The sequence below is a fragment of the Moheibacter stercoris genome (assembly GCF_040545805.1).
Taxonomy (GTDB): domain Bacteria; phylum Bacteroidota; class Bacteroidia; order Flavobacteriales; family Weeksellaceae; genus Moheibacter; species Moheibacter stercoris.
Genome location: NZ_JBEPMO010000014.1, coordinates 1 through 26,578, shown reverse-complemented (window position 1 = coordinate 26,578; position 26,578 = coordinate 1). Strand labels below are relative to the sequence as shown.

Genomic DNA, 26,578 nt, shown 5'->3' with positions numbered 1-26,578 from the left:
CTAAAATGAGCGTTTTGAAAAATACACGATTAGAATTGAAAGTTTGCGGAATGCGAGATGAAACGAATCTCCAAGAATTAATTTCTTTATCGCCTGATTTTATTGGGATGATATTTTATTCCAAATCGGCTCGCTTTTTTAATTCGGAGCCTATTCCATTGCCAAAAGAAATTCAAAAAGTTGGGGTTTTTGTCGACGAAACTTTTTCTGAAATCATTCAGGCAGTAATGAAGCACAATTTAAATGTGGTTCAAATTCACGGGAACGAATCCGATGTTTATTGTTCTGAATTAAAAGATTTTTTTCCAGAATTGAAGATTTGGAAAGTATTTTCGGTGGGTGAAGATTTTGATATGGGAGAATTATTGAATTATCATTGTGTTGATGCGATTGTTTTTGACACAAAAGGAAAAAATTATGGTGGGAATGGAACCAAATTCAATTGGGAAATTTTGCAAGATTATCCGCTTCAAAAGGACATTGTGTTAAGTGGAGGAATTTCGATTGATGATCTTCCGAAAATTATAGAAATGAAACAAAGAGTTCCACAAATCAGAATTATTGATATCAATAGTCGATTTGAAATCGAACCTGGAATTAAAAATATCAAATTGGTGAAAGAATTTTCACAGAAATTAAAAGAACTACAATGAGTTATCAAGTGGACGAAAAAGGATATTACGGGCAATTTGGGGGTGCTTTCATTCCCGAAATGTTATATCCGAATGTGGAAGAATTGCGAAATTCCTATTTAAAGATTATGCAATCTCCCGAATTTCAAACTGAATTTCAAGATTTATTGCAAAACTATGTGGGCAGACCAACGCCGCTTTATTTCGCGAAACGATTATCCGAAAAATACGGAGCCAAAATTTATTTGAAACGTGAAGATTTATGCCATACGGGAGCGCATAAAATCAATAATACCTTGGGACAAATTTTATTGGCCAAGAAATTGGGTAAAAAACGAATCATTGCCGAAACGGGCGCGGGTCAACACGGAGCTGCAACTGCAACGGCTTGTGCATTGATGGGTTTGGAATGCATTGTTTATATGGGCGAAATTGACATTGAAAGGCAAGCGCCCAATGTCGCACGAATGAAAATGTTGGGAGCAACAGTCGTTCCTGCAATTTCAGGAAGTAAAACCTTGAAAGATGCGACCAATGAAGCGATCAGAGATTGGATCAACAATCCGGAAAATACGTATTACATCATTGGTTCGGTGGTCGGACCACATCCATATCCCGATTTGGTAGCGAAATTTCAATCGGTCATTTCAGACGAAATTCAAAACCAATTATTGGAAAAGGAGGGAAGAAAAAATCCGGATTTGGTGATTGCTTGTGTTGGCGGCGGAAGTAATGCTGCAGGCGCTTTTTATCATTTTTTGGATGAAAAAGAAGTGAAATTGGTAGCGGTAGAAGCTGCTGGGAAAGGAATTCATTCGGGCGAAACTGCGGCAACGTCGGTTTTGGGCAAAGTGGGGATTATTCACGGAAGTAAGACTTTGTTGATGCAAACAGAAGACGGTCAAATAACAGAACCTTATTCGATTTCTGCCGGATTGGATTATCCGGGAATTGGACCTATGCACGCGCATTTATGTGAATCTAAAAGAGCCGAATTTGAATCGGTTACAGACGATGAAGCTATGCAAGCGGGTATGGAATTGATTCAATTGGAAGGAATTATTCCTGCGATTGAAAGTGCGCACGCTTTTGCTGCTCTGAAAAAAATCCAATTAAACGCTGAAGATGTTGTGGTTGTTAATTTATCGGGTAGAGGAGACAAGGATTTAGCGACGTATATTAATTATTTTCATATATAAGATGTACGAAGTACGATATACGAGGTACGATAAACGATTTACGAGGCGCGAAGTAAGAGATTGGGATATTAAAAGTTCAATATACGAAGATTTTAAATCAACTTTGATTGTATTAAGTGATACTAATTAATAAAAACCTAAAAAAACTTATGAAAACATTAATGTTAAATCGAACCAAAAAATTTGCATTGGATTGTTGGTTTGCTTGTAGCAAACTTCCAAATTCAAGGGAATATAATGCCTTTGTTTCACAATTGATTCGTTCCTCAAGTTCAGTTGGGGCAAATTATAGAGCTGCCCAAAGAGCAAAATCTTCTAAGGATTTCATCAATAAGTTGAAAATTGTAGAAGAAGAAGTTGATGAAAGTAAATATTTTTTGGAACTATTATCAGAAATAGAAAAAATCAATAAAAATGAAAATTCCCAATTAGAAGTTTTAATAAAAGAAGCAGATGAATTAACTGCTATTGTAGTTTCCTCCTTAAAAACCGCAAGAAAAAATAACCCAAAAAATTAATTATATCCAATATCGATGATTTAAAATCGTACATCGAATATTGTAAATCGTAAATGAAAATGAATCGAATCAATCAAAAATTAGAAGAAGATAAAAAAATACTGTCCATCTATTTTACAGCGGGTTACCCTAATTTAAATGATACAGTAAAAATACTTGAACAACTTGAAAATTCAGGAGTCGATATGGTGGAAATTGGTTTGCCATTTAGTGATCCTTTGGCGGACGGACCAACCATTCAAGCAAGTTCGACCGAAGCGTTAAATAATGGAATGACAACAGAAATCTTGTTCGAACAATTGAAGGATGTGCGTAAAACGGTTTCCATTCCACTTTTGATAATGGGCTATTTCAATCCGATTTTACAATATGGTGTCGAACGTTTCTGTCAAAAATGTGCTGAAATTGGAATAGATGGTTTGATCATTCCCGATTTACCCATTGATGTGTACAAAGAGGATTATCAGGCAATATTCGAGAAATATAATTTACGCAATACCTTTTTAATTACTCCTCAAACCAGTGAAGAGCGTATTCGAGAAATCGATGAACTTTCTACTGGATTTATTTATATGGTAAGTTCGGCAAGTGTAACGGGAGCAAAAAATCAATTCGAAACAGAAACGGAACAATATTTTGCACGAATTCAAAAAATGCAATTAAAAACTCCGACCATCATTGGATTTGGAATCAGCAATTCTGAAACCTATCAAAAAGCAATTCAGTATTCGAAAGGTGCGATTATAGGATCGGCTTTTGTGAAACATTTGAAAGAAAAGGGTGTGAATGAGGTGAAAGCATTTGTAGAATCAATCCGAAAATAACAAAAAGGGTGACTTCGATTGTTTCGGCCACCCTCATTTAAAAAATTATACTGAAATTATTTTTTAGACCATTCTTTGATGGATTCTTCATTCATTTTTACATAATCAGCATTTCCTGCTTTTTTAGCCAAATCCAAAGATTGTTGCGCTAAACTAATCGCTCCTTTGATATCTCCAGCTTTGGCATATACCAAAGATTGTTGACGCAATTGCCAGAATTTCGGTTCTTTTTGACCTTTCATTCCTTCATCGAACCATTTTTTTGCTTGCTGAATATCTTTTCCTGTATTGGCATAATAATTAGCTGCAGCAATATAATCTTCTGGTTTTGGAGAATTTTTCATCGTTGCATCAATCGAAGCCAAAACTTTTTTATCGGTTGGAACTTCCATTTTCACTTCAACATAGACATCACTCCATATGAAATTCAATTTGGCATTGTCATTTTTGATTTCATCAATGGAAATGGAGAAAGTTTCGACGCTCATAGGTAATTTATGAACTTTTGCTTTGGTTCTCATCGCAACTTTTGAATCATCCCATTTTTCAGGCAATCCCCAATTTTCTGTATCGGTATAGAAATAGATTTCCCAAGAATCTTTTTCTGGTTTGGTAAAAATCGCGTATTTACCTGCTTTTACCGTTTGTCCATCAATAACAATATCATCAGAGAATTCAATAGTTGAATTTTTATTGGCACCCGTTCTCCAGATTTTCCCATAAGGAACCAAATCTCCAAAAATCTTACGATCATTCACATTCGGACGATTGTATTCAAGGTCAAATTCAGTCAAACCTACTTTTACTTCATATTCCGCTGGTACACTTGCAGGAGGAGTTGTTACTTGAGCTTGCGAAAAAGCCATGAATGCAGCAAAGCTTAAAAGGGTTAATGCTTTTTTCATCTTTTGTGTTTTTATAATTATGGCTCTAAAATAGAGAAAAATTCAACATCCAAATCAATTCCTTTTTGTCATTTTAAACTAATTTTGAAAGTTTTTACAATTATCAACAGTATTCATGAAGAAATTTTTTCCTTTCATTTGGTTCTTTTTGGTCCTTTCTACTCCATTATTCGCTCAAAAAGAAAATTGGACTTACGCAACAACATCACATCATTTAGCCAATGCATTACGAGACATTCATCCTAGAAAAGTTCAAATTCAGAAAACGGAAAATGGTCGTTCAGTTGTATTTTTTGATCGTCAGGTTATCGCAACCTTAGATTCATTGAATCCGAAAAAAGGAGTTTATACATTGCATTCCGATAAAAGAACAGCTATTCAAAGTATGTTCTACAATCCGAAATTTGAACAGGAAATTTTGGAATTTACCGTTACGGAACATGATTATGTCCAGAAAATTCTTAAAGATGTCAATCCAGAAAGCATTGGTCAAATGATCAAAACATTGGAAAATTATGGAACTCGATTTCATACACGTCCAGAAGGAATTCAAGCATCCATCGATTTGAAAAATCGTTGGGAAAAAATGGCTTTGGCGTCAAAACGATCGGATATCAAAATCGAATTTTTTGAACACGATTTCTCTCCGCAAAAATCCATCATCATCACCATTCCTGGTCAAACAAAACCAGATGAAATTGTAATTCTAGGTGGACATTTGGATTCGGGCGATAGTTTCGCAGCAGATTTTGCTCCTGGAGCCGATGACAATGGTTCTGGAATTGCGACCTTAACAGAAATTTATCGGGTTCTTTTGAAAAACAATTTCAAACCTCAAAAAACGGTTCAAATCATGGCTTTTGCAGCTGAGGAAGTTGGATTATTAGGAGCGAAGGATATTGCTGAAACTTATTCTAAACAAGGGGTAAATGTTTTGGGTATGATGAATTTGGATATGGTTACTTACAAAGGGTCCGATCTTGATATTTACCTTACCCATGATCCTGGTTTTACGAGTTCTGAATTGAATGTTTTCTTATTTGAATTATTGGCGCATTATCATAGTTCAGAAAAAGATTTGTTGACTTTTGGATTGACAGAATGTGGTTATGATTGTAGTGATCATGCGGCTTGGGGACAATTCGGATACAAAGCGGTGTTCCCATTTGAAGCCGATGGAGATGAAATGAATCCTTGGTATCATTCCGAAGATGATACTTTTGAGAACATGGGGAACGATGCTTCGCATGCAGCAAAATTTGCCAAATTGGGATTGGAATTCGTAGTGGAAATAGCCAAAAATGCTCATTCGAGTGTAAAGAATTCAACCAAAGATTTCCCATTTATTCGAATTGAGAAGTCCGAAATCATCTATGAATCCTCAAATGAGTCCACCCAAATTTTAACGATGGAAATCATCAATTCCGTTGCAGAAAAGATTTTGACTAAAAATGATTTCGATAAATCGGGCAGAATCAAGATCAATTCGTTGGAAAAAGGAGTTTATTTGATGGTGATGAAGTTAAATAACGGAAAGATTATGACGAAGAAATTTGTTCGATAGAATTTTTTGGTTTCATTTTTGTTAAAATTAAAACAAGAATTTTAATGATGAAATGGGAAATCGGATTGATATTTTCCATGATTCCAACTTGAATAAAACCTTGTTTAAATTATCTTTGTCTTAAGATATGTTAGAAAAAAAAGAAGCACAATACGAAAAAGTGGTGTTGATTGGTTTAATTACCCGTGAGCAACCCGAAGAAAAATTGGAAGAATACATGGACGAACTTCAATTTCTTGCTTATACAGCAGGTGCGGAAGTTGCTGAAAGGTTTACCCAACGTATGGATAAACCCGATTCGAAATTTTTCGTGGGTTCAGGGAAATTAGAAGAAATCGCTCTGTATGCAGAGGAAAATGAAATTGACACTTTAATCTTTGACGATGAATTAACGCCTTCCCAATTGAAAAACATTGAGAAAGTTGTCAACCGAAAAATTATTGATAGAACGCAATTGATCTTGGATATTTTCGCGCAACGAGCACAGACTTCCTATGCGAGAACCCAAGTGGAATTGGCGCAATACCAATATTTATTGCCACGATTAACGCGTATGTGGACTCACTTGGAGCGTCAACGTGGAGGTATTGGGATGCGTGGTCCTGGGGAAACGGAGATTGAAACTGACCGTCGTATCATTCGTGATCGAATCACTTTATTGAAAGATAAATTGAAGTCGATTGACAAACAAATGGCAACCCAACGTAAAAATCGTGGAGCTTTGATTCGTGTCGCTTTGGTCGGATATACCAACGTTGGGAAATCTACCTTAATGAACGTTTTGAGTAAATCGGATGTGTTTGCAGAAGACAAATTATTTGCGACTTTGGACACAACTGTACGAAAAGTGGTCATTGGAAATTTACCTTTCTTGTTAACCGATACCGTAGGGTTCATTCGCAAATTGCCAACACAATTGGTCGAATCCTTTAAATCAACTTTGGATGAGGTTCGAGAAGCCGATTTGTTGGTGCATGTGGTGGATATTTCGCATCCGAGTTTTGAAGATCATATTCATTCGGTGAATCAGATTTTACAGGAAATTGAAAGTAATCACAAACCAACAGTTTTGGTTTTCAATAAAATTGATAAATATTCCTACGTCAAAAAAGACGAAGATGATTTAACGGAAGTGAAACCGGAAAATATTTCTTTGGACGAATGGAAAAAAACCTGGATGGCGAAAAGTGAACATCCATCGATTTTCATTTCGGCAACGGAAAAGCAAAATATGGAAGAATTGCGTAAGTTGGTTTACGAAGAAGTGAAAAAATTGCACGTCAAACGTTTTCCTTACAATGATTTCTTGTTTGAATATTTCGAAGAGGAAAGTTGATTGATTTTTGGGTGCTTTGTGCTTTCTTTGTGAGCTTTGTGGTTGTTATATTCAATTTGTATTTTTCACCACAATAGACACTAAGTTTTACACAAAAGAACACAAAGAAATTATTAATTAGAAACTAGATTCTTAGGTAATTCCATAGAAACATTTTGAAATTCCCCGTTTTCAAAAAAGAAAAGATTGCCAGGATACACTTTATGTTTTGTTTCTTTCGTTAAATTCATTAATTCATTTTCAAAATAATTGGAATATTTGGTGCGATTTGATACACCATAATATTCATTATCAATAGAAAAATAGGGAGTTTCTGCCATTTGATCAAGTGTTTCATTTAATTTCATATATCCGTTCATTACCAAAAACAATTTGTAACCATTCGTTTCAGCATAGTTTTTATAAACATTCATGGGTAAACAATACTTTGTTGCGCAGCCATTAGTGAAAACGTATACAATTGCTTTGGGATAATTTTTTAATTCATCTTTTAGTTGATTGGTATTTAACTCGTAAATTTTGTTGTTTTCTAAATTTTCAAAAGAATTTAAGGGTTGGATTAAATCTTTTTGTCGATCTGACAATTTATTGTAGTCATTTTCAATCCTTGAATTTGTATGCAAGATTGAAGGTAAAGTAAGAAGGTGCAAATAATAAATACTTTTCTCATTTATTTTAATATTTAGGTATGAATTAATTTAAACTAATTTAGATAAATATAGAATTAAGATCAGGATTCGACAACATAAAAAAATCGCTTTGAATTCATTCCAAAGCGATTTTTGTTTTTATAATAAGATTTGGGATTAATTCACATGTCCCAATTTCACTAATTTCTGATGGTCTAAAATCTTGATTTTTCTTCCTTCTACTTCGATTAAATGATCGGTTTTGAATTCAGAAATCAAACGAATTGCAGATTCAGTAGCCGTTCCAATTAAGTTGGCCATTTCTTCTCTGGTCAAAGAAATTTTGATGAAACCATCTTTGTCGGTTCCCAATTTCTTTTCCAAAAGCAATAAAACTTCTGCCAAACGTTCGCGAACTGTTTTTTGTGCTAAGAACGTAATCGTTTGTGCCGACTCTCCTAAATCTTCTGAAATTCTTCGTAAGATGTCAAAAGCCAATTTTGGATGATGTTCCAATACTTTCAAGAAAAATTTCTCAGGAATAAAACAGGCTTCTGTGTCTTCCATTGCTGTGGCAGAAGCTCCGTAAGGTTGTTTGGATAAGATAGAACGATATCCTAAAATATCACCGGTTTTGATGAAACGTAAGATTTGTTCTTTCCCGTTGAATCCCAACTTAAACATTTTCGCTGTACCTTTGTCTATGTAGTAAATCCCTTTTGGAGTTGCGCCTTCTTCTATGATAAGATCGCCTTTTTTGTAGGTTACGACTTTCTTTTCATGGCTTAATTCGCTTAATTCCTCTTTGGAAAAATGTTTTAAAATTTCTGGGTTTTCAAACAACGAACAAATGTTGTCAACGTTTTCTAAAATGTCTGACATGTTATAATGACTTAAATCACGTCAAAATTACACATAATCACTTAAAATAGAAAGTAATTTTGCAAATACTATGTCGGAGAATTGTTTTCATTGTGGTCAAAGAATTGAAACGGAGAATATAAAGTTCGACGAGAAAGAATTCTGTTGTGTAGGCTGTAAGACGGTTTACGAAATTTTGAACCTAAAAGGTTTGGATAATTACTATGCCATGAATTCCGATGCGGGAGTTCGTCCAGATGCCAAATCCAATCTGCATTTTGATTTCCTTGACACGCCAGAAATTTTTGAAAAAGTTGTGGACTTTTCCGATGATGGAACAACTGTGGTTTCTTTTCATGTTCCAGTGATTCACTGTACCTCTTGTGTTTGGTTATTGGAAAGTTTGCAAGATGTCAACCCTAACATCCGATATTCTACTGTTAATTTCACTCAAAAGAATGTTCAGATTTCGTATAAATCCGATGAAATGAAATTGAGTGAAGTAGCTAAATTGATGACTCAATTGGGTTACAAACCTTCTATCAATCTTCAAACTTTGGACAAAAAAGACAACAAACATGATCGTATGTTGTTGTACAAATTGGTTGTAGCGGGATTTTGTTTTGGTAACATCATGTTGTTGGCATTTCCAGAATATACGGGTGATTCTGAAAATTGGTTGGATTCCAATAAAGACTTTTTCCGTTGGGGGATGTTTTTACTTTCCCTTCCCGTAATGTTCTTTTCGGCCACCGAATTTTTCAAATCGGCTTGGCAAGGGTTGAAAAACAAACATATCAACATAGATTTACCCATAGCAATTGGATTTTGGGTGTTGTTTTTACGTAGTATTTACGATATTGTTTTTGATTTGAGTCCTGGATTCTTTGATTCCATTGCAGGTTTGGCGTTTTTCATGTTGATTGGTCGCTGGTTTCAGCAAAGAACTTATAAAGCTCTTGCTTTTGATCGAGATTATAAATCTTTTTATCCGATTGCTGTTATTCGTCTCAACAACGGAAATGAAGAGCCAATTTTGTTGTCCGATGTTAAGGTTGGCGACCGAATTCTCATCAGAAATGAAGAAATCATTCCAGCCGATGGAATTTTGATGAAAGGCGAAGCTATGATCGACAATAGTTTTGTGACTGGTGAATCTAAATTAATTCAGAAACAGTCTGGTGATAAGATTTTCGCTGGTGGGAAACAGTCGGGGCAGGCAATAGAACTAGAAGTCATCAAAGAAGTTAACCAGAGTTATTTGACACAATTGTGGAACAATGAAGCTTTTCAAAAAGAAGAATCGGGACTCAATAAATTGACCAATAGCATTTCCCAATATTTTGTGATTGTGGTGTTGATTATTAGTATTCTTTCGGCAATTTATTGGTATTTCAAAGATCCAAGTCAAATCATGCAAGTGGTAACAGCTATTTTGATTATTACTTGTCCATGTGCTTTGGGATTGTCATCTCCTTTTATTTTGGGAAATGTGATGCGAATTTTTGGCGAAAAGAAATTATACATTCGTAGTACTGCCACAATAGAAACGATGGCTAAAATTGATGAAATTGTATTTGACAAAACTGGAACGATTACCGAAAGTCAGAGTACGAAGGTTTTATTTGTTGGAGAGGAATTAAACGAGTGGGAGAGAAGAGCGGTCAAATCTGTTTTGAAGAATTCCAATCATCCTTTGAGCCGAATTTTGTATGGTCGAATTTTAGGTGATTCAAATTTAGAAGTTATAGACTATCAGGAAATTCCAGGAAAAGGACAAATGGGAATTGTTGATGGAAAACTAGTGAAAATTGGTTCCAAAAGTTTTCTAGGAATTCAAAATTTAGAGGAACTCAATCAAACCCAAGTTTTTATTGAACTTGATGGTCGAATTTTAGGGAAATTTGAATTCAAAAACCAATATCGTTCTGGATTGAAACAGATGATTGAGCGATTGAATGCGTATAAAATTTCGATTTTATCGGGTGATAACGATTCAGAACGAAGCAATTTGAAAACTTTATTTCCTGCTTCTACCGAAATGAAATTCAATCAAAGTCCGGAAGATAAATTACGATTCATCCAAGAATCCCAAAAGGATAATAGAAAAGTTTTGATGTTTGGTGACGGCTTAAATGATGCTGGAGCAATCAAACAAAGTGATGTTGGAGTTGTGTTGTCTGAAGACATTAATAATTTTTCTCCATCTTGTGATGCAATATTGGATGCAAAAAGTTTTCAATCTTTTCCAGATTTTTTACGTTTTTCCAAGATTTCTATTCATTTAATTTGGGCAGCATTTACCATCAGTTTTTTATACAATATCATCGGATTAGCATTTGCTATTACTGGTAATTTAGAACCATTGGTGGCGACGATCATCATGCCAATAAGTTCCATAACTGTCGTTGTTTTTGCTACCTTAAGTACACGAATCTTCTCAAAAATGACCTTCTCGAGTTTAGAATGATTATAAATTAGACTTGTAAAGAAATGCTGTGACCAAAATCATGACAATTTTAGGATTCCAATTGTACATTTGTAGACGTTATGGGGATTGTGATTTTAATGGTGATCGCGAGCGTTTCATTGGCTGCTGTGTTCCTAATATTGTTTTTATTGGGAGCCAAGAAAGGTCAATTTGACGAAGACGAGTCGCCTGCAGTTCGAATGCTCATGGACGATAAAAAAGTTAAAGACAAAATCGATACGTAATGCAAATGCAAACTTTTAAGTACGATAATAAGATCGTAAAGTATTTCCTTTATGCTACCATTTTTTGGGCGGTATTAGCCTTCTTTTTTGGTGTTTTGGTAGCGACCTTAAAGTTTTTTCCAGAATTACCAGATTACATCTTTGGATCAGATGATGGTGACGTAACACCTTTATTTGGTGCTGGAATTGAAGGTTTATCTGCAACCAATGGTAAAATGGGATTTGGTCGTTTGAGAATGATTCACACAACATTTGCGATTTTTGCCTTTGTAGGTAACGGATTCTTTTTAGGTGCTTACTACTGTATGCAAAGATTGTTGAAAACCAGAATGGGTAGCGATACCTTAAGCTGGGTTCACTTCTGGAGCTGGCAGTTGTTCATCTTATTGTCTTTGGTTACATTTTTATTGGGTATTAACACTTCTAAAGAATACGCAGAACATGAGTGGCCATTGGATATCTTGATCGCAGTATCATGGATTATTTTTGGTATCAACATGTTTATGACGATAGCTAAACGTCGTGTACGTCACTTGTATGTTGCCATTTGGTTCTTTTTAGGAACATGGGTGGCAGTAGCGATGTTGCATATTTTTAACAACTTAGAATTACCGGTTCACTGGAATTTGTTAAATCCTAAGAGTTACTCTATCTATGCTGGAGTTCAAGATGCCTTGGTTCAATGGTGGTATGGTCACAATGCGGTAGCATTCGTATTGACAACGCCAATCTTAGGTTTGATGTATTATTTCGTTCCTAAAGCAGCCAATCGTCCTGTATTCTCATACAAATTATCGATTATTCACTTCTGGTCTTTGATCTTTATCTATATCTGGGCTGGTCCTCACCACTTATTGTATACCTCACTTCCAGCTTGGGTTCAAGCAGTAGGAACAGGATTTTCTATTATGTTGATTGCTCCATCTTGGGGAGGTATGTTAAATGGTTTGTTGACCTTAAGAGGTGCTTGGGATAAAGTAAGAGAAGAGCCAGTATTGAAATTCATGGTGGTTGCAATTACTTGTTATGGTATGGCAACCTTTGAAGGTCCTTTGTTGGCAACCAAAACTTTGAATAAAATTGGTCACTTTACTGACTGGGTTCCGGCTCACGTTCACGTAGGTACTTTAGGTTGGAATGGTTTCATCATTTTCGGTATGATTTATTGGTTAACGCCTAGATTGTTTAACACGAAATTGGCTTCTAATAAATTAGCGAACACTCACTTCTGGATTGGTACTTTGGGTATGTTATTCTGGGTTATCCCGATGTATGTTGCTGGATGGACTCAAGGTTTAATGTGGCAAGAATTCAATGAAGATGGAACTTTGAAATATGGTAACTTCTTACAAACTGTAACCATCTTAAAAGATTGGTTATATCCAATGAGAGCATTTGGAGGTACTTTGTACTTGATTGGTGCTGTATTAATGGTAGTGAACGTTTGGAAAACAGTACGTTCAGGATCATTTGTTGCCAATGAAGCTGCGGAAGCTCCAGCATTAGCAAAAATTAGTTCAGCTCGTAAAAAAGGAGAAGGAGTTCATACTTGGATAGAAAGAATGCCTACTTTGTTAACTGTATTATCATTTGTTGCAGTAGCTATTGGAGGTTTAGTGGAAATTGTACCAACAATTGTTGTAAAATCTAACGTTCCTACGATTGCTTCAGTTACACCGTATACAGCATTGGAATTAGAAGGTCGCGACTTGTATATCCGTGAAGGATGTAACGCATGTCATACGCAGATGATTCGTCCATTCCGTGATGAAGTAAAACGTTATGGAGAATATTCAAAACCAGGAGAATATGTATACCACCATCCATTCTTATGGGGTTCTCAACGTTCGGGACCAGATTTACATAGACAAGGTGGTAAGAACCCAGATTCTTGGCATTACAAGCACATGTGGGATCCACGTGATACATCACCAGGTTCAATCATGCCTCGTTACCCTTGGTTAATTGACAATGAATTGGATCGATCTATTACGAAAAATAAAATGGAAGCTTTAGTGAAATTAGGGGTTCCATATACAGAAGATGATTTAGATAGTATTCAAACTTCAATGGATAAGCAAGCGATTGCGATTGAAGAAAGAATTTTTGCAGAAGCTGCCGATTTGAAAAACAAATACGCGAAAGAGCAAACTGAGAAAGGAGAGGAATTCGTTCCGTTAAGAGATAGAGAGATTGTTGCTTTGATTGCTTATTTGCAAAGATTAGGAACAGATATTTCTACAGAGAATACCCAGACAACGAGTATAAATAATTAATCATGCTTAAATATTTCAAGGACGCATTTACCAATTATGATTACGCGCAGTTATTGCAATCAACATCCTTATTATTGTTTGTTATTTTCTTTACTGCATTAGTATTCTTCATTTGGAAACGTCCGAAAGAATATTATCAGGAAGACGCCAATCTTCCATTAGATGACAACGAAAAATAATCAAAGGAAATTAGGTTACTAATTTTTGACAATAAATAAAACTTAGTTCAAATGAAACAACGTACACCGGGGAGAGTTTTTATTCCACTTGTAATGATCTCCATTATCGGAATGATTATGATGGTTACACCTGTTGGTTTTGATAGAAATCCTGGATTTGTAGGATTTATCCAAGATTCCTGGAATCATTTCAAAGAAACTTTTTCAGATTGGGTAGCAATCGGTATTCTAATCATTGCATTGATCATGTTATTGATCGTAAATGCAATCAACAAAGTTGTAGAAAGCCAAAAATTCAAAAAATTATCACCAGTTCAACAAGAACAATATGTGGTAATGTCTAAGCAAAATTATTTTTCTCGTTTGTTGAGAAGTAGTAGTGAAAGACAATCCGATGAAGAAGAACAGGCAATCATTTTGGACCACGGTTTTGATGGAATTAAGGAGCTTGACAACGCTCTTCCTCAATGGTGGTTGGCCTTATTCTATGGTGGAATTGTATATTGTGTGGTTTATTTATTGGCGTATGGATTTACCGATTTCGCAAAACCTTACGAGGAATACGAAGTTGATAATGCTAGACAGCAAGAATTAGTAGATATATGGATTGCAGAAAACGACATTAGCATGGAAGGTGCTGTCAATAAATATACCGATCCTCAAGCTATTGAAGAAGGTAAAAAAACATTTGAACAATTATGTGCTACTTGTCACACTGCCAATGGTGCAGGAGGTATTGGTCCAAACCTAACAGATGATTATTGGATCAACAAAACCCAAGATAGCTTGTTCTACAATATTTACGATATCGTATACAATGGTAGTCCTAAAAATGCTCAGATGCGTGCATTTGGTCAACGTGGTGAATTAACCGGTTTATCAATTGAAAAGGTAGCTTCCTATGTATATTATATGAACCAAGAATTAGCACCTATTACAGAAAGCGAGGGTGGTGCTGCACCTCAAGGAGAATTAATTGCTGAATGGTCTAGAGGTGGTGCTGCGGCTGAAGCAGCTCCAGCGGCAAAGACAGACAGTATTAAGTAATCGTCTTAACGGTTATCTATCCGTTGAGAAAATAGAGACGGAAGATTATGGGAGATCAATCTCAAATAAAAGATAAAGACTTAGAACAAATTTCTTTAGAAGAAGAAGCATTCCGAAATACAATCGGAACGATGGATAAAAAGGGAAAACGCCAATGGGTTTTCCCTAAAAAACCATCCGGGAGATTTACCACCTATCGTATGTACGTTAGTTGGATTTTGTTAGCCATTTTAGTTTTATCTCCTTTCATCAAATTACCAAACGGAAATCCACTTTTCTTGTTCAACATCCCGAAAGGTCAATTCATCATTTTCGGATTTCCATTTTTCACTTCAGATTTCTTTCTTTTAGCGATTGGTATGATTACCAGTATCGTTTCCATTGTATTGTTTACGGTGGTGTATGGTCGAATTTTTTGTGGATGGATTTGTCCGCAAACCATTTTCATGGAAAATGTTTTTCGCCGAATTGAATTCTGGATCGATGGAGACCGTCCGAAACAAATCAAATTAGCGAAACAAGCTTGGGACGAAGAAAAGATTAGAAAACGTTTGTTGAAATGGTCGCTATTCTTGTTGGTTTCGTTTTTAGTTGCCAATATCTTTTTAGCCTATATCATTGGTTCAGATGAATTATTGAAATTAATTCAAGATGGTCCAGGTCAACATTTGAGTACGTTCTTTTGGTTGTTGGCATTTACAGGAATTTTCTATTTTGTCTTTTCATGGTTCCGTGAGCAAGCATGTACTTTGGTTTGTCCGTATGGTCGTTTGCAAGGAGTGTTGATCGATAAAAAGACGATCATTGTAGCGTACGATTTCAAACGTGGAGAGCGTTCTGCTGGTCGTGCCAAATTCAAAAAAGGAGAAGACAGAATTGCCGAAGGTAAAGGAGATTGTATCGATTGTAAACAATGTGTCGTTGTTTGTCCTACGGGAATCGACATCAGAAACGGAACGCAATTGGAATGTGTGAATTGTACAGCATGTATCGATGCTTGTGACGAAGTCATGGACAAAATCAATCTTCCAAGAGGATTAATTCGTTACGCTTCAGAAGAAGAAATTGAAACGGGAGCGAAATTCAAAATTACAGGTCGTATGATTGCCTATACGATTGCCTTAATTGGAATGATTGCTGCCATCAACATTTTCTTGTTCAGTCGAAATGATGTCGAAGTGAAATTCTTACATGTTCCAGGTCGAAACTATAAAATAGAAGGAACCAATATTTCCAATTTGTATCAGTTCACGCTTTATAACAAAACCAATGAGGATTTGAAAGTCCACTTCGGAATCAAATCTCATGATTCTGGAAAAGTTCGAGTTTTAGATGGCACAACACCAATGTTCTTGGAAAGAGGAAAAGTTGCCCAAGGATCTGTAATGGTAACAATTCCTTTGGAGGATATCAAAACCTACAAAGAGCGTGTTGTGTTTATCGCAGTTGACGAAAATGGAAAAGAATTAGACGATTATACCACAAGTTTTTCTGCTCCACATTAATTCTAAAATAATAAATGAAGTATGAGTAAGTTTAAATTTACATGGGGGCACGGAATTATGGTAGCATTGGGGTGTTTCATGATTTTCATTTCATCTCTGGTATTTTTCTCTGGAAATATGGGAGAAATGGTGGACGATAATTATTACGAAAAAACAGTCGTTTACCAAGATGATATAGATGCAGCCAAGAGAGCCAATGCGATGAGCAATCAACCCGAAATTGTTCAACAAGCCAATGGTTATATGATTCGATTCAAAGAACAACCCACTTCAGGACATATTCGTTTTTTACGTTCCAACAACAGTGAATTTGATGTAACAAAAGAATTGAAATTGAATTCCCGTATGGAACAATTAATTCATGCCGAACAGTTGGAAAATGGTCAATATGAAGTAGACCTTCGTTGGGTTCAAAATGGTCAAAACTATTTAATCAAAAAAACGGTGAATTGGAATTCTCCTTCATCATAATCGCTTTAACACTTGGTTTAACATCCAGCCTACATTGTGTGGGAATGTGCGGACCTATTGCTTTGTCTTTGGGACTTAATCCTTCCAATCCCATCGATTTTACTACCCGTAACTTAACCTATCAATTCGGGCGAGTTACAACCTATACTTTGATGGGTGGAATTTTAGGTATTTTTGGTTTGGGAGCATCCTTTGCGGGGATTCAACAACCTTTAAGTATTGCCATTGGAATCTTGATGATCGCGATGGCGATTTTACCCAAAAATTTAGGATCTGATCAATTGGGGTTCAAACCTTTTTCTAAATTGATGTACCAAATCAAAATGGGATTGGGAAAATACCTTCGCCAAAAAAAGTATTCATCTTTATTTATTACCGGATTGTTGAATGGATTGCTTCCTTGTGGTGCGGTTTACGCAGCGCTTACGGGTTCATTGGCGATGGGAAGCATTCAAGGTGGTACATTGTTTATGTTTTTATTTGGGTTAGGGACGATTCCGTTGATGTATACGACCGTTTTGATGGGTAATGCAATCAGCGTTCAAACGAGGGAGAAAATTCTCAAAATTCTTCCTTATGTCATGGTGATTTTGGGAATTCTATTTATCCTCCGTGGACTTAATTTAGATATTCCATTTATTTCACCTGCATCTGAAAATTTAGAAGTAGGAGTAGAGGGACATAATCATTAAGGATTATTTAATCTTTTTCCAGTCTCTTTTGAACAATTCTTTTAATTCTGTTTTGAATTCTTCACTGAAAATTTCTTTTGGACTTTCTAGAGAATCAATTGGAACTAAATATGTTCTGATTTCATCGTAGTGATCAAATTTTTTATTTTTATCGGAATCAACTTTGGAACTGATCAAGAATTGTTTTGAGCTTGAGATGTAATTCCATTTTGTCAAATCCATATTTTTAGGAGAAATTTGTTTCAAATTTTTCCCTTCTAAATCGGTCACGAACAAATAAGTTGGGTCTTTAAGGTCCAATAGTTTGTCTTGATTGTAGTCGTCAACTTTTATTTCAAAAAATAGAAAAGGCAATTGTTCTTCTTTCTTCGATTTGTCTAACTCTGGAGTGAAATATCTTTCGATAATCATTTTTTGCTCACTCAAAAGATGATAGTTCTTTGTATGCGTGTTGTAAAAAACCATATTCCAATGACCGAAATTCCCAACATCTTTATAATCTGTTTTTCTTTTATTGTCCGACTCAGCCATTTCCAAAGGGAAAATTAAGATTCCCGAATTATTGATTTCTTCAAATTTATATGTTTGAATTTTTAGAGAATCTTTTTGATTTTCTACGGCGGAATTAGAGGTTGATTCAGTTGTATTGGATGAAGATTCGATTGAATTGGATTCTACATTTCGGCAATTTAATAAGAGCAAAAATGAAAAAAGAAGCAAATAGGTTTTCATGAAGTCAAATTATTTGACCTGAAGATAGGAAATTATTTTTGATATATGATCTTTATGATTTCCACTCCTTCGGAATTTCACAAACGGGAATTGGAACCATTTTGTGCAAATTGGCTTTATGACGTTTGACGAAAATTTCAAAGACTTCTTTTTCTCTTCCTTGAAAATCATCTGTAGATTTTCCTTGTTCAAAAGCTTTCATGGCTATTTCCAATTCATCATAACTCGCTCCGATTTGATCTTCATCGGTTCGGTTATCGCCAAAAAGTCCGTCGGTAGGCGCGGCAGTTTGAATGTCTTGATTGATACCTAAAAATTCCGCAATTTCATAAACTTCCGATTTCATCAAATCAGCAATCGGACTTATGTCAACTCCGCCATCACCGTATTTGGTAAAAAATCCCACTCCGAAATCTTCCACTTTGTTTCCTGTTCCAGCCACAATGTAACTGTTGATTCCCGCATAATAATACAAGCTCGTCATGCGCAAACGTGCGCGCGTATTGGCAAGGGAAAGATGATAGGAATATTCGTTTTCTGATTTTTCAACACTTTCCACAAATTGATCATAAACCGGCGTTAAATCCACTCGTTTATCTTGGGTTTTCGGAAAATTTTCTTTTAACCACTTGATATGGTTTTGAGCGCGTGAAACTTGATTTTCTGCTTGATGAATGGGCATTTCCAAACACAAAACAGGATATCCCGTCATGGCGCAAAGTGTCGATGTAACCGCTGAATCAATTCCTCCAGAAATTCCGATTACAAATCCTTTTTGATGGGAAGTTTCTAAATAATTCGTTAACCAGTTAACAATATGATGGATGATTTTTTCGGTCTGCATTATATGATTAAATTTGGGGATTCAAATTAAACTTCAAAGATAATCAATTGAAAGCTTAGTGTGAACCAAAACAAAATAGAATCTAACAACATGAAAAACATACCTCTTTTAATTTTAGTCTTTTCTTTTTGGATGATTTCTTGTGGTAAAAAGGACCGTTGGGACGTGAAATTACCCGAAGAAAAAGTCGAATTGAAGTTTACCGACATCAGCAAAGATTTCTTTGATCTGAACAAACCTTTACTCGAAATTCAGACAAAATATCCTTTTTTCTTTGACAATACGACCGAAGGAGTTGTTTGGGAAAAAATGAGAAGAGATACGTTGGAATTAACCGTTTTTGATTCGGTTAATAAAGTGTTTGCGAAACCCAATTATCAAGAAGAATTGAAATCCTTGTTTGCACATTACAAATACTATTTCCCCAATGAAATCATTCCGCAGATTTATGTTTATTCGTCGGGATTGCAAAATATTTACGAACCAATTTTGTACGGACGTAAAGAAGGCATGATGTTCATTGCATTGGATGGATTTTTGGGAAGTAAGTCAGCTTTGTATGGGCGAGAAAGAGTATATCCGTACATGGCGAAAAATATGACACCCAATCATGTTGCAGCTGGAACTGTTCAGGCAATTGGTCGCGAAATCATTCCTTTCAATCCGCGTCAACAATCTTTCGTTGATTTGATGGTCAATGAGGGGAAAAGTTTGATTTTGGCCGATGCTTTGATTCCGAAAACTCCAGACTATTTGAAAATTGGGTATACCGAAGATGAATTGAATTGGGCAATTGCCAATGAAGGGAATATCTGGAATTATTTCGTCGAACAAAATATGTTGTTTGAAACAGATCGTGCCTTGAAAGAACGATTTTTAAATCCAGGACCCTTTTCGAAATTCTTAAACGAAATTGAAGCCGATTCTCCAGGAAGAATTGGTGCATTTGTAGGTTGGCAGATTTGTCGTGAATATTTGGATAGAAATTCGGATTTGACGTTGGAACAATTCATCCAAACCGATACTCAAACCATCTTCAAAGAATCCAAATACAAACCAAAAGCGAAAGATGGAGATTATACGCCAACAAAACAAGCGTCTAAAGACGAAGTAAAACAATACGAAGATTAATTATTCCAATAAAAAAGACAAAATGAGAAAGACCCAAATTACCGTTGATATAGAATTAGATGAAAATCATGTGCCAGAGAAAATGTCTTGGAATGCGCAAGATGGCGGGATTGATAACCAAGAAACCAAAGCGGCTATGATTTCTGTATGGGACGATAAAGAAAAAGAAGCATTGCGTATTGATTTATGGACCAAAGAAATGCCGATGGATGATATGAAACGATTCTATCACCAGATTTTTATTTCGATGGCGAATTCGTATTTGCGTGCAACAAGTGAAGATGAAGTGTCGGATTATATCATTGAATTTGCTGAAAACTTTGCACACAAAGCAGGAATTAAAGGATAAATTTCAATTCAACTCATAAAAAAACCTTCTCATTGAGAAGGTTTTTTTAGTATATAATTTTAAAGAATCTTAAACCAAAGGTCCTCCGCTTAACAAATCAGCGTCAGCGAATGATTCAAATTTCTTGAAGTTTTCTTTGAATTTGCTTGCCAAAGATTTCGCTTTCTCATCATAAGCAGCCATATCTGTCCAAGAAGATTCTACTTTCAAGATTTCGTCAGAAGAAACACCTGGGCAAGTTTGAGGAATTTCAAATCCGAAATAAGGATCTTGTTTGAATTCTACATTGTCCAAATCTCCACGTAAAGCTGCATTGATCACCGCGCGTGTGTCTTTTAAGCTCATACGTTTTCCTTGTCCATTCCATCCTGTGTTCAACAACCAAACGTTTACACCTGTTTTCGCAACTTTATCGCTTAACAAAGAAGCATATTTTGTTGGGTGCAATGGCATGAAAGGAGCTCCAAAACAAGTGGAGAATGTCGTTTGTGGTTCTGTTACACCAGCCTCTGTTCCTGCTACCTTTGATGTATATCCAGAAATGAATAAGTAAGCTGCTTGATTTGGATTCAATTTCGCAATTGGAGGGAAAACCCCAAAAGCATCAAATGACAAAAAGAAAATATTTTTTGGGTTTTTCCCTAAAGAAGGAACCGCAATATTTTCAATATAATCAATTGGATAACTTACACGCGTATTTTCAGTAATGGATTTGTCTTCGAAATCAACTTCATTAGTTCCTGGTTTAAAAACACAGTTTTCCAACAATGAACCTTCTTTGATTGCTCCAAAGATTTCTGGCTCACCTTCAGCAGAAAGGTTGATGACTTTTGCGTAACATCCACCTTCAAAGTTGAAGATTGTGTTGTCATCGGTCCATCCGTGCTCATCATCACCGATTAATTTACGGTTTTTGTCAGCAGACAAAGTTGTTTTACCGGTTCCAGACAAACCAAAGAACATTGCTGTATCACCATCTTCTCCCATATTGGCAGAACAGTGCATTGGCAATGTATTTTTATAAGTAGGCAAAATGAAGTTCAAGGCAGAGAAAATACCTTTTTTCATTTCCCCAGTATATCCTGTTCCTCCAATCAAAGCGATTTTACGAGAAAAGTTCAAGATTGCAAAGTTTCCTTGTCTTGTTCCATCAACTTCTGGATCTGCTTCGAAGCTTGGAGCTGAAACAATCAACCATTCTGGATCACCGAAGCTTTCCAATTCTGAAGCGGTTGGATTGATAAACATATTGTATACAAATAAATTAGCCCATGGCATTTCGTTGATGGCTCTAATTTTTAATTTGTAACGGTCGTCTGCACATGCAAAAACATCACGGACAAATAATTCTTTTCCACTTAAATGCTTGGTTACTTTATCGTATAAAGCATCAAATTTGTCAGAATCAAAAGGCAAGTTTGTTTTCCCATCCCACCATACTGTATTTTCAGTAATTTCATCTTTTACAATGAAACGGTCTTGTGGAGATCTTCCGGTAAATTTTCCTGTTAATACGTTGATTGCTCCTGAAGAAGCTTTTTCAACTTGTTTTTTATCTAATGCAATTTGGATAAGCTCTTCTGGAGATAAATTCCATTTTACGTTATCCGCTGAAATTCCATAATTTGCAAGTTTTGCATCCATTTGTGTTGTTGTTGCGTGAATTATTAATACTAGGTAAAGTGGCAAATTTAAAACAATTTAGCGTTGAATCGTTTGATTTTTATCATTTTAGATTCATTCAAATATTTCTATATATTTGTAAGGTTTGAACGATAACTATGTTTGCATTACATTTTATGTGGAACATTGGTTAAAGTTTTTTATTTTTGCCAAATCAAAAAAACAATTAAAACAATAATTATGTCTGACATTACATCAAGAGTAAAAGCAATCATCGTAGATAAATTAGGCGTTGATGAAAGTGAAGTAACCTTAGAAGCAAGCTTTACAAACGATTTAGGTGCTGATTCTTTGGATACAGTAGAGTTGATTATGGAGTTTGAAAAAGAATTCGACATTCAAATCCCAGACGATCAAGCTGAAAAAATTTCAACAGTAGGACAAGCTGTTCAATACATTGAAGATTTAAATAAGTAATTCTCTCATTCATTTTCCTTTTATGGAATTAAAAAGAGTTGTAGTAACAGGTATAGGTGCGCTCACACCCATTGGTAATAACTTCCAAGACTATTGGAATGCATTGATTAATGGCGTTAGTGGAGCTGCACCAATAACCCTGTTTGATGCCAGCCAGTTCAAGACGCAATTTGCTTGCGAAGTCAAAAACTTTAATGCCGAAGATCACTTTGATCGTAAAGAAGCTAGAAAATTAGACAGATGCGGTCAGCTTGGTATCGTTGCAGCTCGCGAAGCTGTTGCCCATAGCGGTATTTTAGAATCCAACGTCAACAAAGAACGTGTTGGGGTTATTTGGGGTTCTGGTATCGGTGGGATCAAAACTTTTGAAGAAGAAGTTTCAGGGTTTGCAACTGGGAATGGTATTCCTCGTTTCAATCCTTTCTTTATACCCAAAATGATTGCCGATATCACGCCAGGTCATATATCGATGGAATTTGGTTTTATGGGACCAAATTATACCACGGTTTCAGCTTGTGCTTCTTCGACCAATGCCTTGATTGATTCTTTGATGCTTATCCAATTAGGAAAAGCTGATGTGATCGTATCAGGTGGTTCAGAAGCTGCAGTTACGGCTTCAAGTATTGGTGGATTCAATGCCATGCATGCATTATCGGTCAGAAATGACGATCCTAAAACAGCATCACGCCCTTTTGACAAAGATCGTGATGGATTTGTTATGGGAGAAGGTGGTGCTTCCATTATCCTTGAAGAATACGAACACGCAAAAGCAAGAGGTGCCAAAATTTATGCGGAATTGGTCGGCGGTGGTTTGTCGGCGGACGCTCATCATTTAACTGCCCCACATCCTGAAGGTTTGGGTGCTTACAATGTGATGAAAAATGCCTTGAAAGATGCAAAAGTTTCCTTGGAAGAAGTTGACCATATCAATATGCATGGTACTTCAACGCCACTTGGAGACATTGCAGAATCCAAAGCTGTACAAAAACTTTTTGGTGATCACGCCTACAATATTCAGATCAATTCTACCAAATCCATGACAGGTCACCTTTTGGGAGCTGCGGGTGCGGTTGAATCAGTTTCGGTTGTAGGTGCAATAATGCACAATCTTGTTCCTCCAACAATCAATCACTTTACAGATGATGAAAATTTAGATCGCCGATTGAATTTCACATTTAATAAACCGGTTGAAAAGGAAATTCGTGTTGCGATGAGTAATACTTTTGGATTTGGAGGTCACAATGCTTGTGTTGTGTTCAAAAAAATCTAATATTTCCTTATGCTTTTTTGGGAAAAAATTAAAGGAAGATTTTCCAAAGACGTCAAACCCAATCATTCAGCTGATGAAGATGAATTGATGGTTTTTTTGTCTCATATTTTGGGCTTTACACCTTCCAATATTGAGATTTACAAAGAAGCATTTGTACATAGATCTGCCCAAGTCAAAGATGAAAACGGGAAAGATGTCAATTTTGAACGTCTCGAATTTTTAGGAGATGCAGTTTTAGGATTGATTATTGCCGTATTTATTTATGAGCAAGCTCCCGATAAACAAGAAGGATATTTGACCAAAATGAGATCCAAAATGGTTTCAAGAAGTCAATTAAACGAAATTGGAAAAGAATTAAAACTTGCCAAACGTTTGCACCCTGGTGGTAATCCCAATTTAGGAGAAGACATCAACGGAGATTTGGTTGAAGCCTTAATTGGTGCCATTTATTTGGATAAGGGATTTGATTTTTCGGCAAATTTCATTTTTAAACGAATTATTGATAATCATATTGATATTCAAAAATTAGAAAAAACAATTTCTAGTTATAAAAGTTTAATTTTGGAATGGGCCCAAAAAACAAAAAATAAAATAACCTTCAATACCTTTGAGGAGGATAATGCAGAAGACCTAATCGTTTTTGTGTCAGTCGTGCGTTTAAATGAAAAAGTGGTTGCGAAAGGTCGCGGAACTTCCAAGAAAAAAGCAGAAGAAAATGCCTCCAAAAGAGCCTATTATTTTCTGCAAAAAAAGATGGAAAACCTATTTCAATGATCATGAAAACCTTAATGATGGACGAAGCTGATTTCTTAGATTTTCAGCTTTTTGGTATTGCTTCTAATTTTTCAGATCCAGCTCAATTTGTCTTTCATCTCAATCGTGTCTACGAAACTCAATTTAGTCGTTGCCAGGATTTGGATGTGAAAATTGAAGGTGAGGTTTCCTATTATCCTACATTTGAGTGGGAAGATTGCCAATCGGGAATACTTTATTATATCATTAAGAATGCTGCATATTCCTTGAATTCTTCTGAAAATGAACGAACTTTGTCAGGATTATTTGATGTAGCGCCTCCCATCATTCCACAATTTAAACAATACAATTATTTGTTGAAAGTGATGGATTTAGATGATGTGCAATTGCCGATGCAAGAAGGAGCTTATATTCAGAAAATTGTTCCGCTTGAAATAGATCATATCAAAACAATCAATCGATTAATATTTTAAAATACGAAGTACATGTTATATTATAATCCTAAATATTTAAAGAAAACCAAAATCGTTGCAACTTTGGGACCATCTACAGAACCCGAAGAAACGCTACGTTTGATGATGGATCGTGGAGTTGATGTTTTCCGAGTGAATTTTTCCCATGCGGATTATGCCATTGTGGAGGAAAAAATCAAACAAATTCATCGATTAAATGAAGAATACGGATATAACACTGCTGTTTTAGCCGATTTGCAAGGACCTAAACTTCGAATCGGAGAAATGGAAGAAACGGTATTTTTGGAACCTGGAGATATTTTGTCGTTTACCAATGAAAACTTAAAAGGGACCAAAGAAAAGGTATTCATGACCTATAAATTATTTCCGAAGGACGTTCAAGTAGGTGAAAATATCTTGATCGATGATGGGAAGTTAATTTTGAAAGTTATCAGTACCAATAAAATTGATGAAGTTAAAGCAGAAGTCATTCAAGGTGGACCACTTTCGTCAAAAAAGGGAGTTAATCTACCCAATACCAAAATTTCTCTTCCAGCTTTAACGCCAAAAGACATTGAAGATGCGAAATTTGCCATCAGTCAAGGAGTAGATTGGATTGCTTTGTCATTTGTACGAACTGCACAAGATGTAGAAGACTTGAAAAAATTGATCAAAGAAAATTCTGACCATAAAATTCCAATCATTGCCAAAATTGAAAAGCCAGAAGCACTTGATAACATAGATGAAATCATTGCTTCAGTAGATGGTTTAATGGTTGCTCGTGGAGATTTAGGTGTTGAATTGCCAATGGAGGTGGTTCCGCAAAGTCAGAAAATGATTGTGGCAAAAGCGAAATTGGCGAGAATCCCTGTGATTGTGGCTACTCAAATGATGGAAAGCATGATCTCTAGCTTAACTCCGACGAGAGCTGAAGTGAATGACGTTGCCAATGCCGTTTTTGATGGTGTCGATGCTGTAATGTTGAGTGGTGAAACTTCTGTTGGGAAATATCCGGTTCAAGTAATTGAGACGATGACCAAAATTCTTCAACGTGTAGAAGATTCAGATTTAATCAATGTTCCAAAGTTAAAACCAAACAATAAAAACGATCGTTTCGTTACGAAAATTGTTTGTTACAATGCTGCCGAAATGGTAAAGTTAACAGGAGCAAAAGCAATATCAACTTTGACTTATTCAGGTTATACAGCCTTTCAAATTTCATCGTATCGACCTATTGCTCATATTTTGGTTTATACGCCCAATAAAAACATCGTACGTCGTTTAAACTTACTTTGGGGTGTAAAAGCGATGTATTATGATGCTGGAAATAGAAGCACAGATGAAACTGTAATTGAAGTAAATAAAATTGCGTTGGAAAACGGATTTGTGAATTACGGCGATTATGTCATCAATCTAAATGCAATGCCAGTATTCGAAAAAGGTATGACCAATACCGTTCGTTTGACTACGATTTAAGAAAACCTTTGACTAGTCCTGATAAATAGATACAGATTTTCAGTGATTAAAAATACATAAATTAAACAGTAGTAGCTATTAAGTTGCTACTGTTTTTTGTTTTATAGGTTCTATATTT

At 35.7% G+C, this 26,578-nt stretch carries 27 protein-coding genes; 21 read left to right on the top strand and 6 right to left on the bottom strand.

Translation table 11 applies throughout. The features are described from left to right. Positions 1-5 precede the first annotated feature (5 nt). The 4 genes from ABID46_RS10550 (at position 6) to trpA (ending at position 3,173) form a co-directional block, all read left to right on the top strand. Positions 6-653 carry a phosphoribosylanthranilate isomerase gene (locus tag ABID46_RS10550; RefSeq protein WP_354509861.1) on the top strand — a complete coding sequence of 216 codons (648 nt, stop codon included), beginning with the start codon at positions 6-8 and terminating at the stop codon, positions 651-653. Further along, on the top strand, positions 650-1,831 hold the full coding sequence (gene trpB / locus ABID46_RS10545; protein WP_354509859.1) for a tryptophan synthase subunit beta: 1,182 nt from the start codon (positions 650-652) through the stop codon (positions 1,829-1,831). Before ABID46_RS10550 ends, trpB begins: the two co-directional genes overlap by 4 nt. 149 nt (positions 1,832-1,980) lie before the next feature. Beyond that, positions 1,981-2,349: a four helix bundle protein gene (locus ABID46_RS10540; protein WP_354509857.1), complete on the top strand. Its 369-nt coding sequence runs from the start codon at positions 1,981-1,983 to the stop codon at positions 2,347-2,349. A 59-nt stretch (positions 2,350-2,408) separates the two neighbouring features. Further along, positions 2,409-3,173, top strand: coding sequence for a tryptophan synthase subunit alpha (gene trpA / locus ABID46_RS10535; RefSeq protein ID WP_354509926.1), 765 nt, complete (start codon positions 2,409-2,411; stop codon positions 3,171-3,173). A 56-nt stretch (positions 3,174-3,229) separates the two neighbouring features. Here the strand turns inward: trpA and ABID46_RS10530 are convergent, their stop codons facing one another. Next, the gene (locus tag ABID46_RS10530; protein ID WP_354509855.1) at positions 3,230-4,078 is read right to left on the bottom strand and encodes a DUF2911 domain-containing protein; all 849 of its coding nucleotides are present in this window, start codon (positions 4,076-4,078) and stop codon (positions 3,230-3,232) included. 115 nt (positions 4,079-4,193) lie between these two features. Here ABID46_RS10530 and ABID46_RS10525 point away from each other — a divergent pair, with 115 nt between their 5' ends. Together ABID46_RS10525 and hflX are read left to right on the top strand one after the other, a co-directional pair. Continuing rightward, entirely contained in the window at positions 4,194-5,642 is a 1,449-nt protein-coding gene (locus ABID46_RS10525) for a M20/M25/M40 family metallo-hydrolase (protein WP_354509853.1), read from the top strand. A gap of 127 nt (positions 5,643-5,769) precedes the next feature. Further along, the gene (gene hflX, locus ABID46_RS10520) at positions 5,770-6,978 is read left to right on the top strand and encodes a GTPase HflX (RefSeq protein ID WP_354509851.1); all 1,209 of its coding nucleotides are present in this window, start codon (positions 5,770-5,772) and stop codon (positions 6,976-6,978) included. A 113-nt stretch (positions 6,979-7,091) separates the two neighbouring features. Here hflX and ABID46_RS10515 read toward each other — a convergent pair whose 3' ends face one another. Continuing rightward, on the bottom strand, positions 7,092-7,562 hold the full coding sequence (locus ABID46_RS10515) for a hypothetical protein (RefSeq protein ID WP_354509849.1): 471 nt from the start codon (positions 7,560-7,562) through the stop codon (positions 7,092-7,094). 222 nt (positions 7,563-7,784) lie between these two features. Then, on the bottom strand, positions 7,785-8,489 hold the full coding sequence (locus ABID46_RS10510; protein WP_354509847.1) for a Crp/Fnr family transcriptional regulator: 705 nt from the start codon (positions 8,487-8,489) through the stop codon (positions 7,785-7,787). A 70-nt stretch (positions 8,490-8,559) separates the two neighbouring features. Here ABID46_RS10510 and ABID46_RS10505 point away from each other — a divergent pair, with 70 nt between their 5' ends. The 8 genes from ABID46_RS10505 (at position 8,560) to ABID46_RS10470 (ending at position 17,353) form a co-directional block, all read left to right on the top strand. Beyond that, entirely contained in the window at positions 8,560-10,938 is a 2,379-nt protein-coding gene (locus ABID46_RS10505; protein WP_354509845.1) for a heavy metal translocating P-type ATPase, read from the top strand. A gap of 80 nt (positions 10,939-11,018) precedes the next feature. After that, positions 11,019-11,183 (top strand): cbb3-type cytochrome oxidase assembly protein CcoS, encoded by a 165-nt coding sequence (gene ccoS / locus ABID46_RS10500; protein WP_354509843.1) that lies wholly within the window; start codon positions 11,019-11,021, stop codon positions 11,181-11,183. Beyond that, positions 11,183-13,459 carry a cytochrome-c oxidase, cbb3-type subunit II gene (gene ccoO, locus ABID46_RS10495; RefSeq protein WP_354509841.1) on the top strand — a complete coding sequence of 759 codons (2,277 nt, stop codon included), beginning with the start codon at positions 11,183-11,185 and terminating at the stop codon, positions 13,457-13,459. The genes ccoS and ccoO overlap by 1 nt, the downstream gene beginning before the upstream one ends. Before the next feature lie 2 nt (positions 13,460-13,461). Further along, the gene (locus ABID46_RS10490) at positions 13,462-13,638 is read left to right on the top strand and encodes a cbb3-type cytochrome c oxidase subunit 3 (RefSeq protein ID WP_354509839.1); all 177 of its coding nucleotides are present in this window, start codon (positions 13,462-13,464) and stop codon (positions 13,636-13,638) included. Between the two features lie 51 nt (positions 13,639-13,689). Then, a complete protein-coding gene (locus tag ABID46_RS10485) occupies positions 13,690-14,685 on the top strand; it encodes a cbb3-type cytochrome c oxidase N-terminal domain-containing protein (protein WP_354509837.1) in 996 nt (331 codons plus the stop codon). A gap of 47 nt (positions 14,686-14,732) precedes the next feature. After that, positions 14,733-16,190, top strand: coding sequence for a cytochrome c oxidase accessory protein CcoG (ccoG, locus tag ABID46_RS10480; protein WP_354509835.1), 1,458 nt, complete (start codon positions 14,733-14,735; stop codon positions 16,188-16,190). A 21-nt stretch (positions 16,191-16,211) separates the two neighbouring features. Next, positions 16,212-16,661 carry a FixH family protein gene (locus ABID46_RS10475; protein ID WP_354509833.1) on the top strand — a complete coding sequence of 150 codons (450 nt, stop codon included), beginning with the start codon at positions 16,212-16,214 and terminating at the stop codon, positions 16,659-16,661. Beyond that, positions 16,640-17,353, top strand: a complete 714-nt coding sequence (locus ABID46_RS10470) for a sulfite exporter TauE/SafE family protein (RefSeq protein ID WP_354509831.1) — start codon at positions 16,640-16,642, stop codon at positions 17,351-17,353. Before ABID46_RS10475 ends, ABID46_RS10470 begins: the two co-directional genes overlap by 22 nt. A 3-nt stretch (positions 17,354-17,356) precedes the next feature. Here ABID46_RS10470 and ABID46_RS10465 read toward each other — a convergent pair whose 3' ends face one another. After that, positions 17,357-18,085 carry a hypothetical protein gene (locus tag ABID46_RS10465; RefSeq protein ID WP_354509829.1) on the bottom strand — a complete coding sequence of 243 codons (729 nt, stop codon included), beginning with the start codon at positions 18,083-18,085 and terminating at the stop codon, positions 17,357-17,359. Positions 18,086-18,137: 52 nt separating this feature from the next. Further along, positions 18,138-18,929, bottom strand: coding sequence for an NAD(+) synthase (gene nadE, locus ABID46_RS10460; protein WP_354509827.1), 792 nt, complete (start codon positions 18,927-18,929; stop codon positions 18,138-18,140). 90 nt (positions 18,930-19,019) lie between these two features. Here nadE and gldB point away from each other — a divergent pair, with 90 nt between their 5' ends. Together gldB and gldC are read left to right on the top strand one after the other, a co-directional pair. Continuing rightward, positions 19,020-20,060: a gliding motility lipoprotein GldB gene (gene gldB, locus ABID46_RS10455; protein WP_354509825.1), complete on the top strand. Its 1,041-nt coding sequence runs from the start codon at positions 19,020-19,022 to the stop codon at positions 20,058-20,060. Between the two features lie 22 nt (positions 20,061-20,082). After that, positions 20,083-20,409, top strand: coding sequence for a gliding motility protein GldC (gene gldC / locus ABID46_RS10450; RefSeq protein ID WP_354509823.1), 327 nt, complete (start codon positions 20,083-20,085; stop codon positions 20,407-20,409). Positions 20,410-20,478: 69 nt separating this feature from the next. On the opposite strand, the gene pckA is transcribed toward gldC, so the two are convergent. Then, positions 20,479-22,053, bottom strand: a complete 1,575-nt coding sequence (gene pckA, locus ABID46_RS10445; protein WP_354509821.1) for a phosphoenolpyruvate carboxykinase (ATP) — start codon at positions 22,051-22,053, stop codon at positions 20,479-20,481. Between the two features lie 219 nt (positions 22,054-22,272). Here pckA and ABID46_RS10440 point away from each other — a divergent pair, with 219 nt between their 5' ends. From ABID46_RS10440 to pyk, 5 genes are read left to right on the top strand one after another with little or no spacing between them, the layout of a single operon-like run. Beyond that, on the top strand, positions 22,273-22,509 hold the full coding sequence (locus tag ABID46_RS10440) for an acyl carrier protein (protein ID WP_182042247.1): 237 nt from the start codon (positions 22,273-22,275) through the stop codon (positions 22,507-22,509). Positions 22,510-22,531: 22 nt separating this feature from the next. Next, positions 22,532-23,779, top strand: coding sequence for a beta-ketoacyl-ACP synthase II (gene fabF / locus ABID46_RS10435; protein WP_354509819.1), 1,248 nt, complete (start codon positions 22,532-22,534; stop codon positions 23,777-23,779). Positions 23,780-23,788: 9 nt separating this feature from the next. After that, positions 23,789-24,553 (top strand): ribonuclease III, encoded by a 765-nt coding sequence (gene rnc, locus ABID46_RS10430; RefSeq protein WP_354509817.1) that lies wholly within the window; start codon positions 23,789-23,791, stop codon positions 24,551-24,553. Next, positions 24,550-25,005 (top strand): IPExxxVDY family protein, encoded by a 456-nt coding sequence (locus ABID46_RS10425; protein ID WP_354509815.1) that lies wholly within the window; start codon positions 24,550-24,552, stop codon positions 25,003-25,005. Before rnc ends, ABID46_RS10425 begins: the two co-directional genes overlap by 4 nt. Before the next feature lie 12 nt (positions 25,006-25,017). Beyond that, on the top strand, positions 25,018-26,460 hold the full coding sequence (pyk, locus tag ABID46_RS10420) for a pyruvate kinase (RefSeq protein ID WP_354509813.1): 1,443 nt from the start codon (positions 25,018-25,020) through the stop codon (positions 26,458-26,460). Positions 26,461-26,578: the final 118 nt, after the last annotated feature.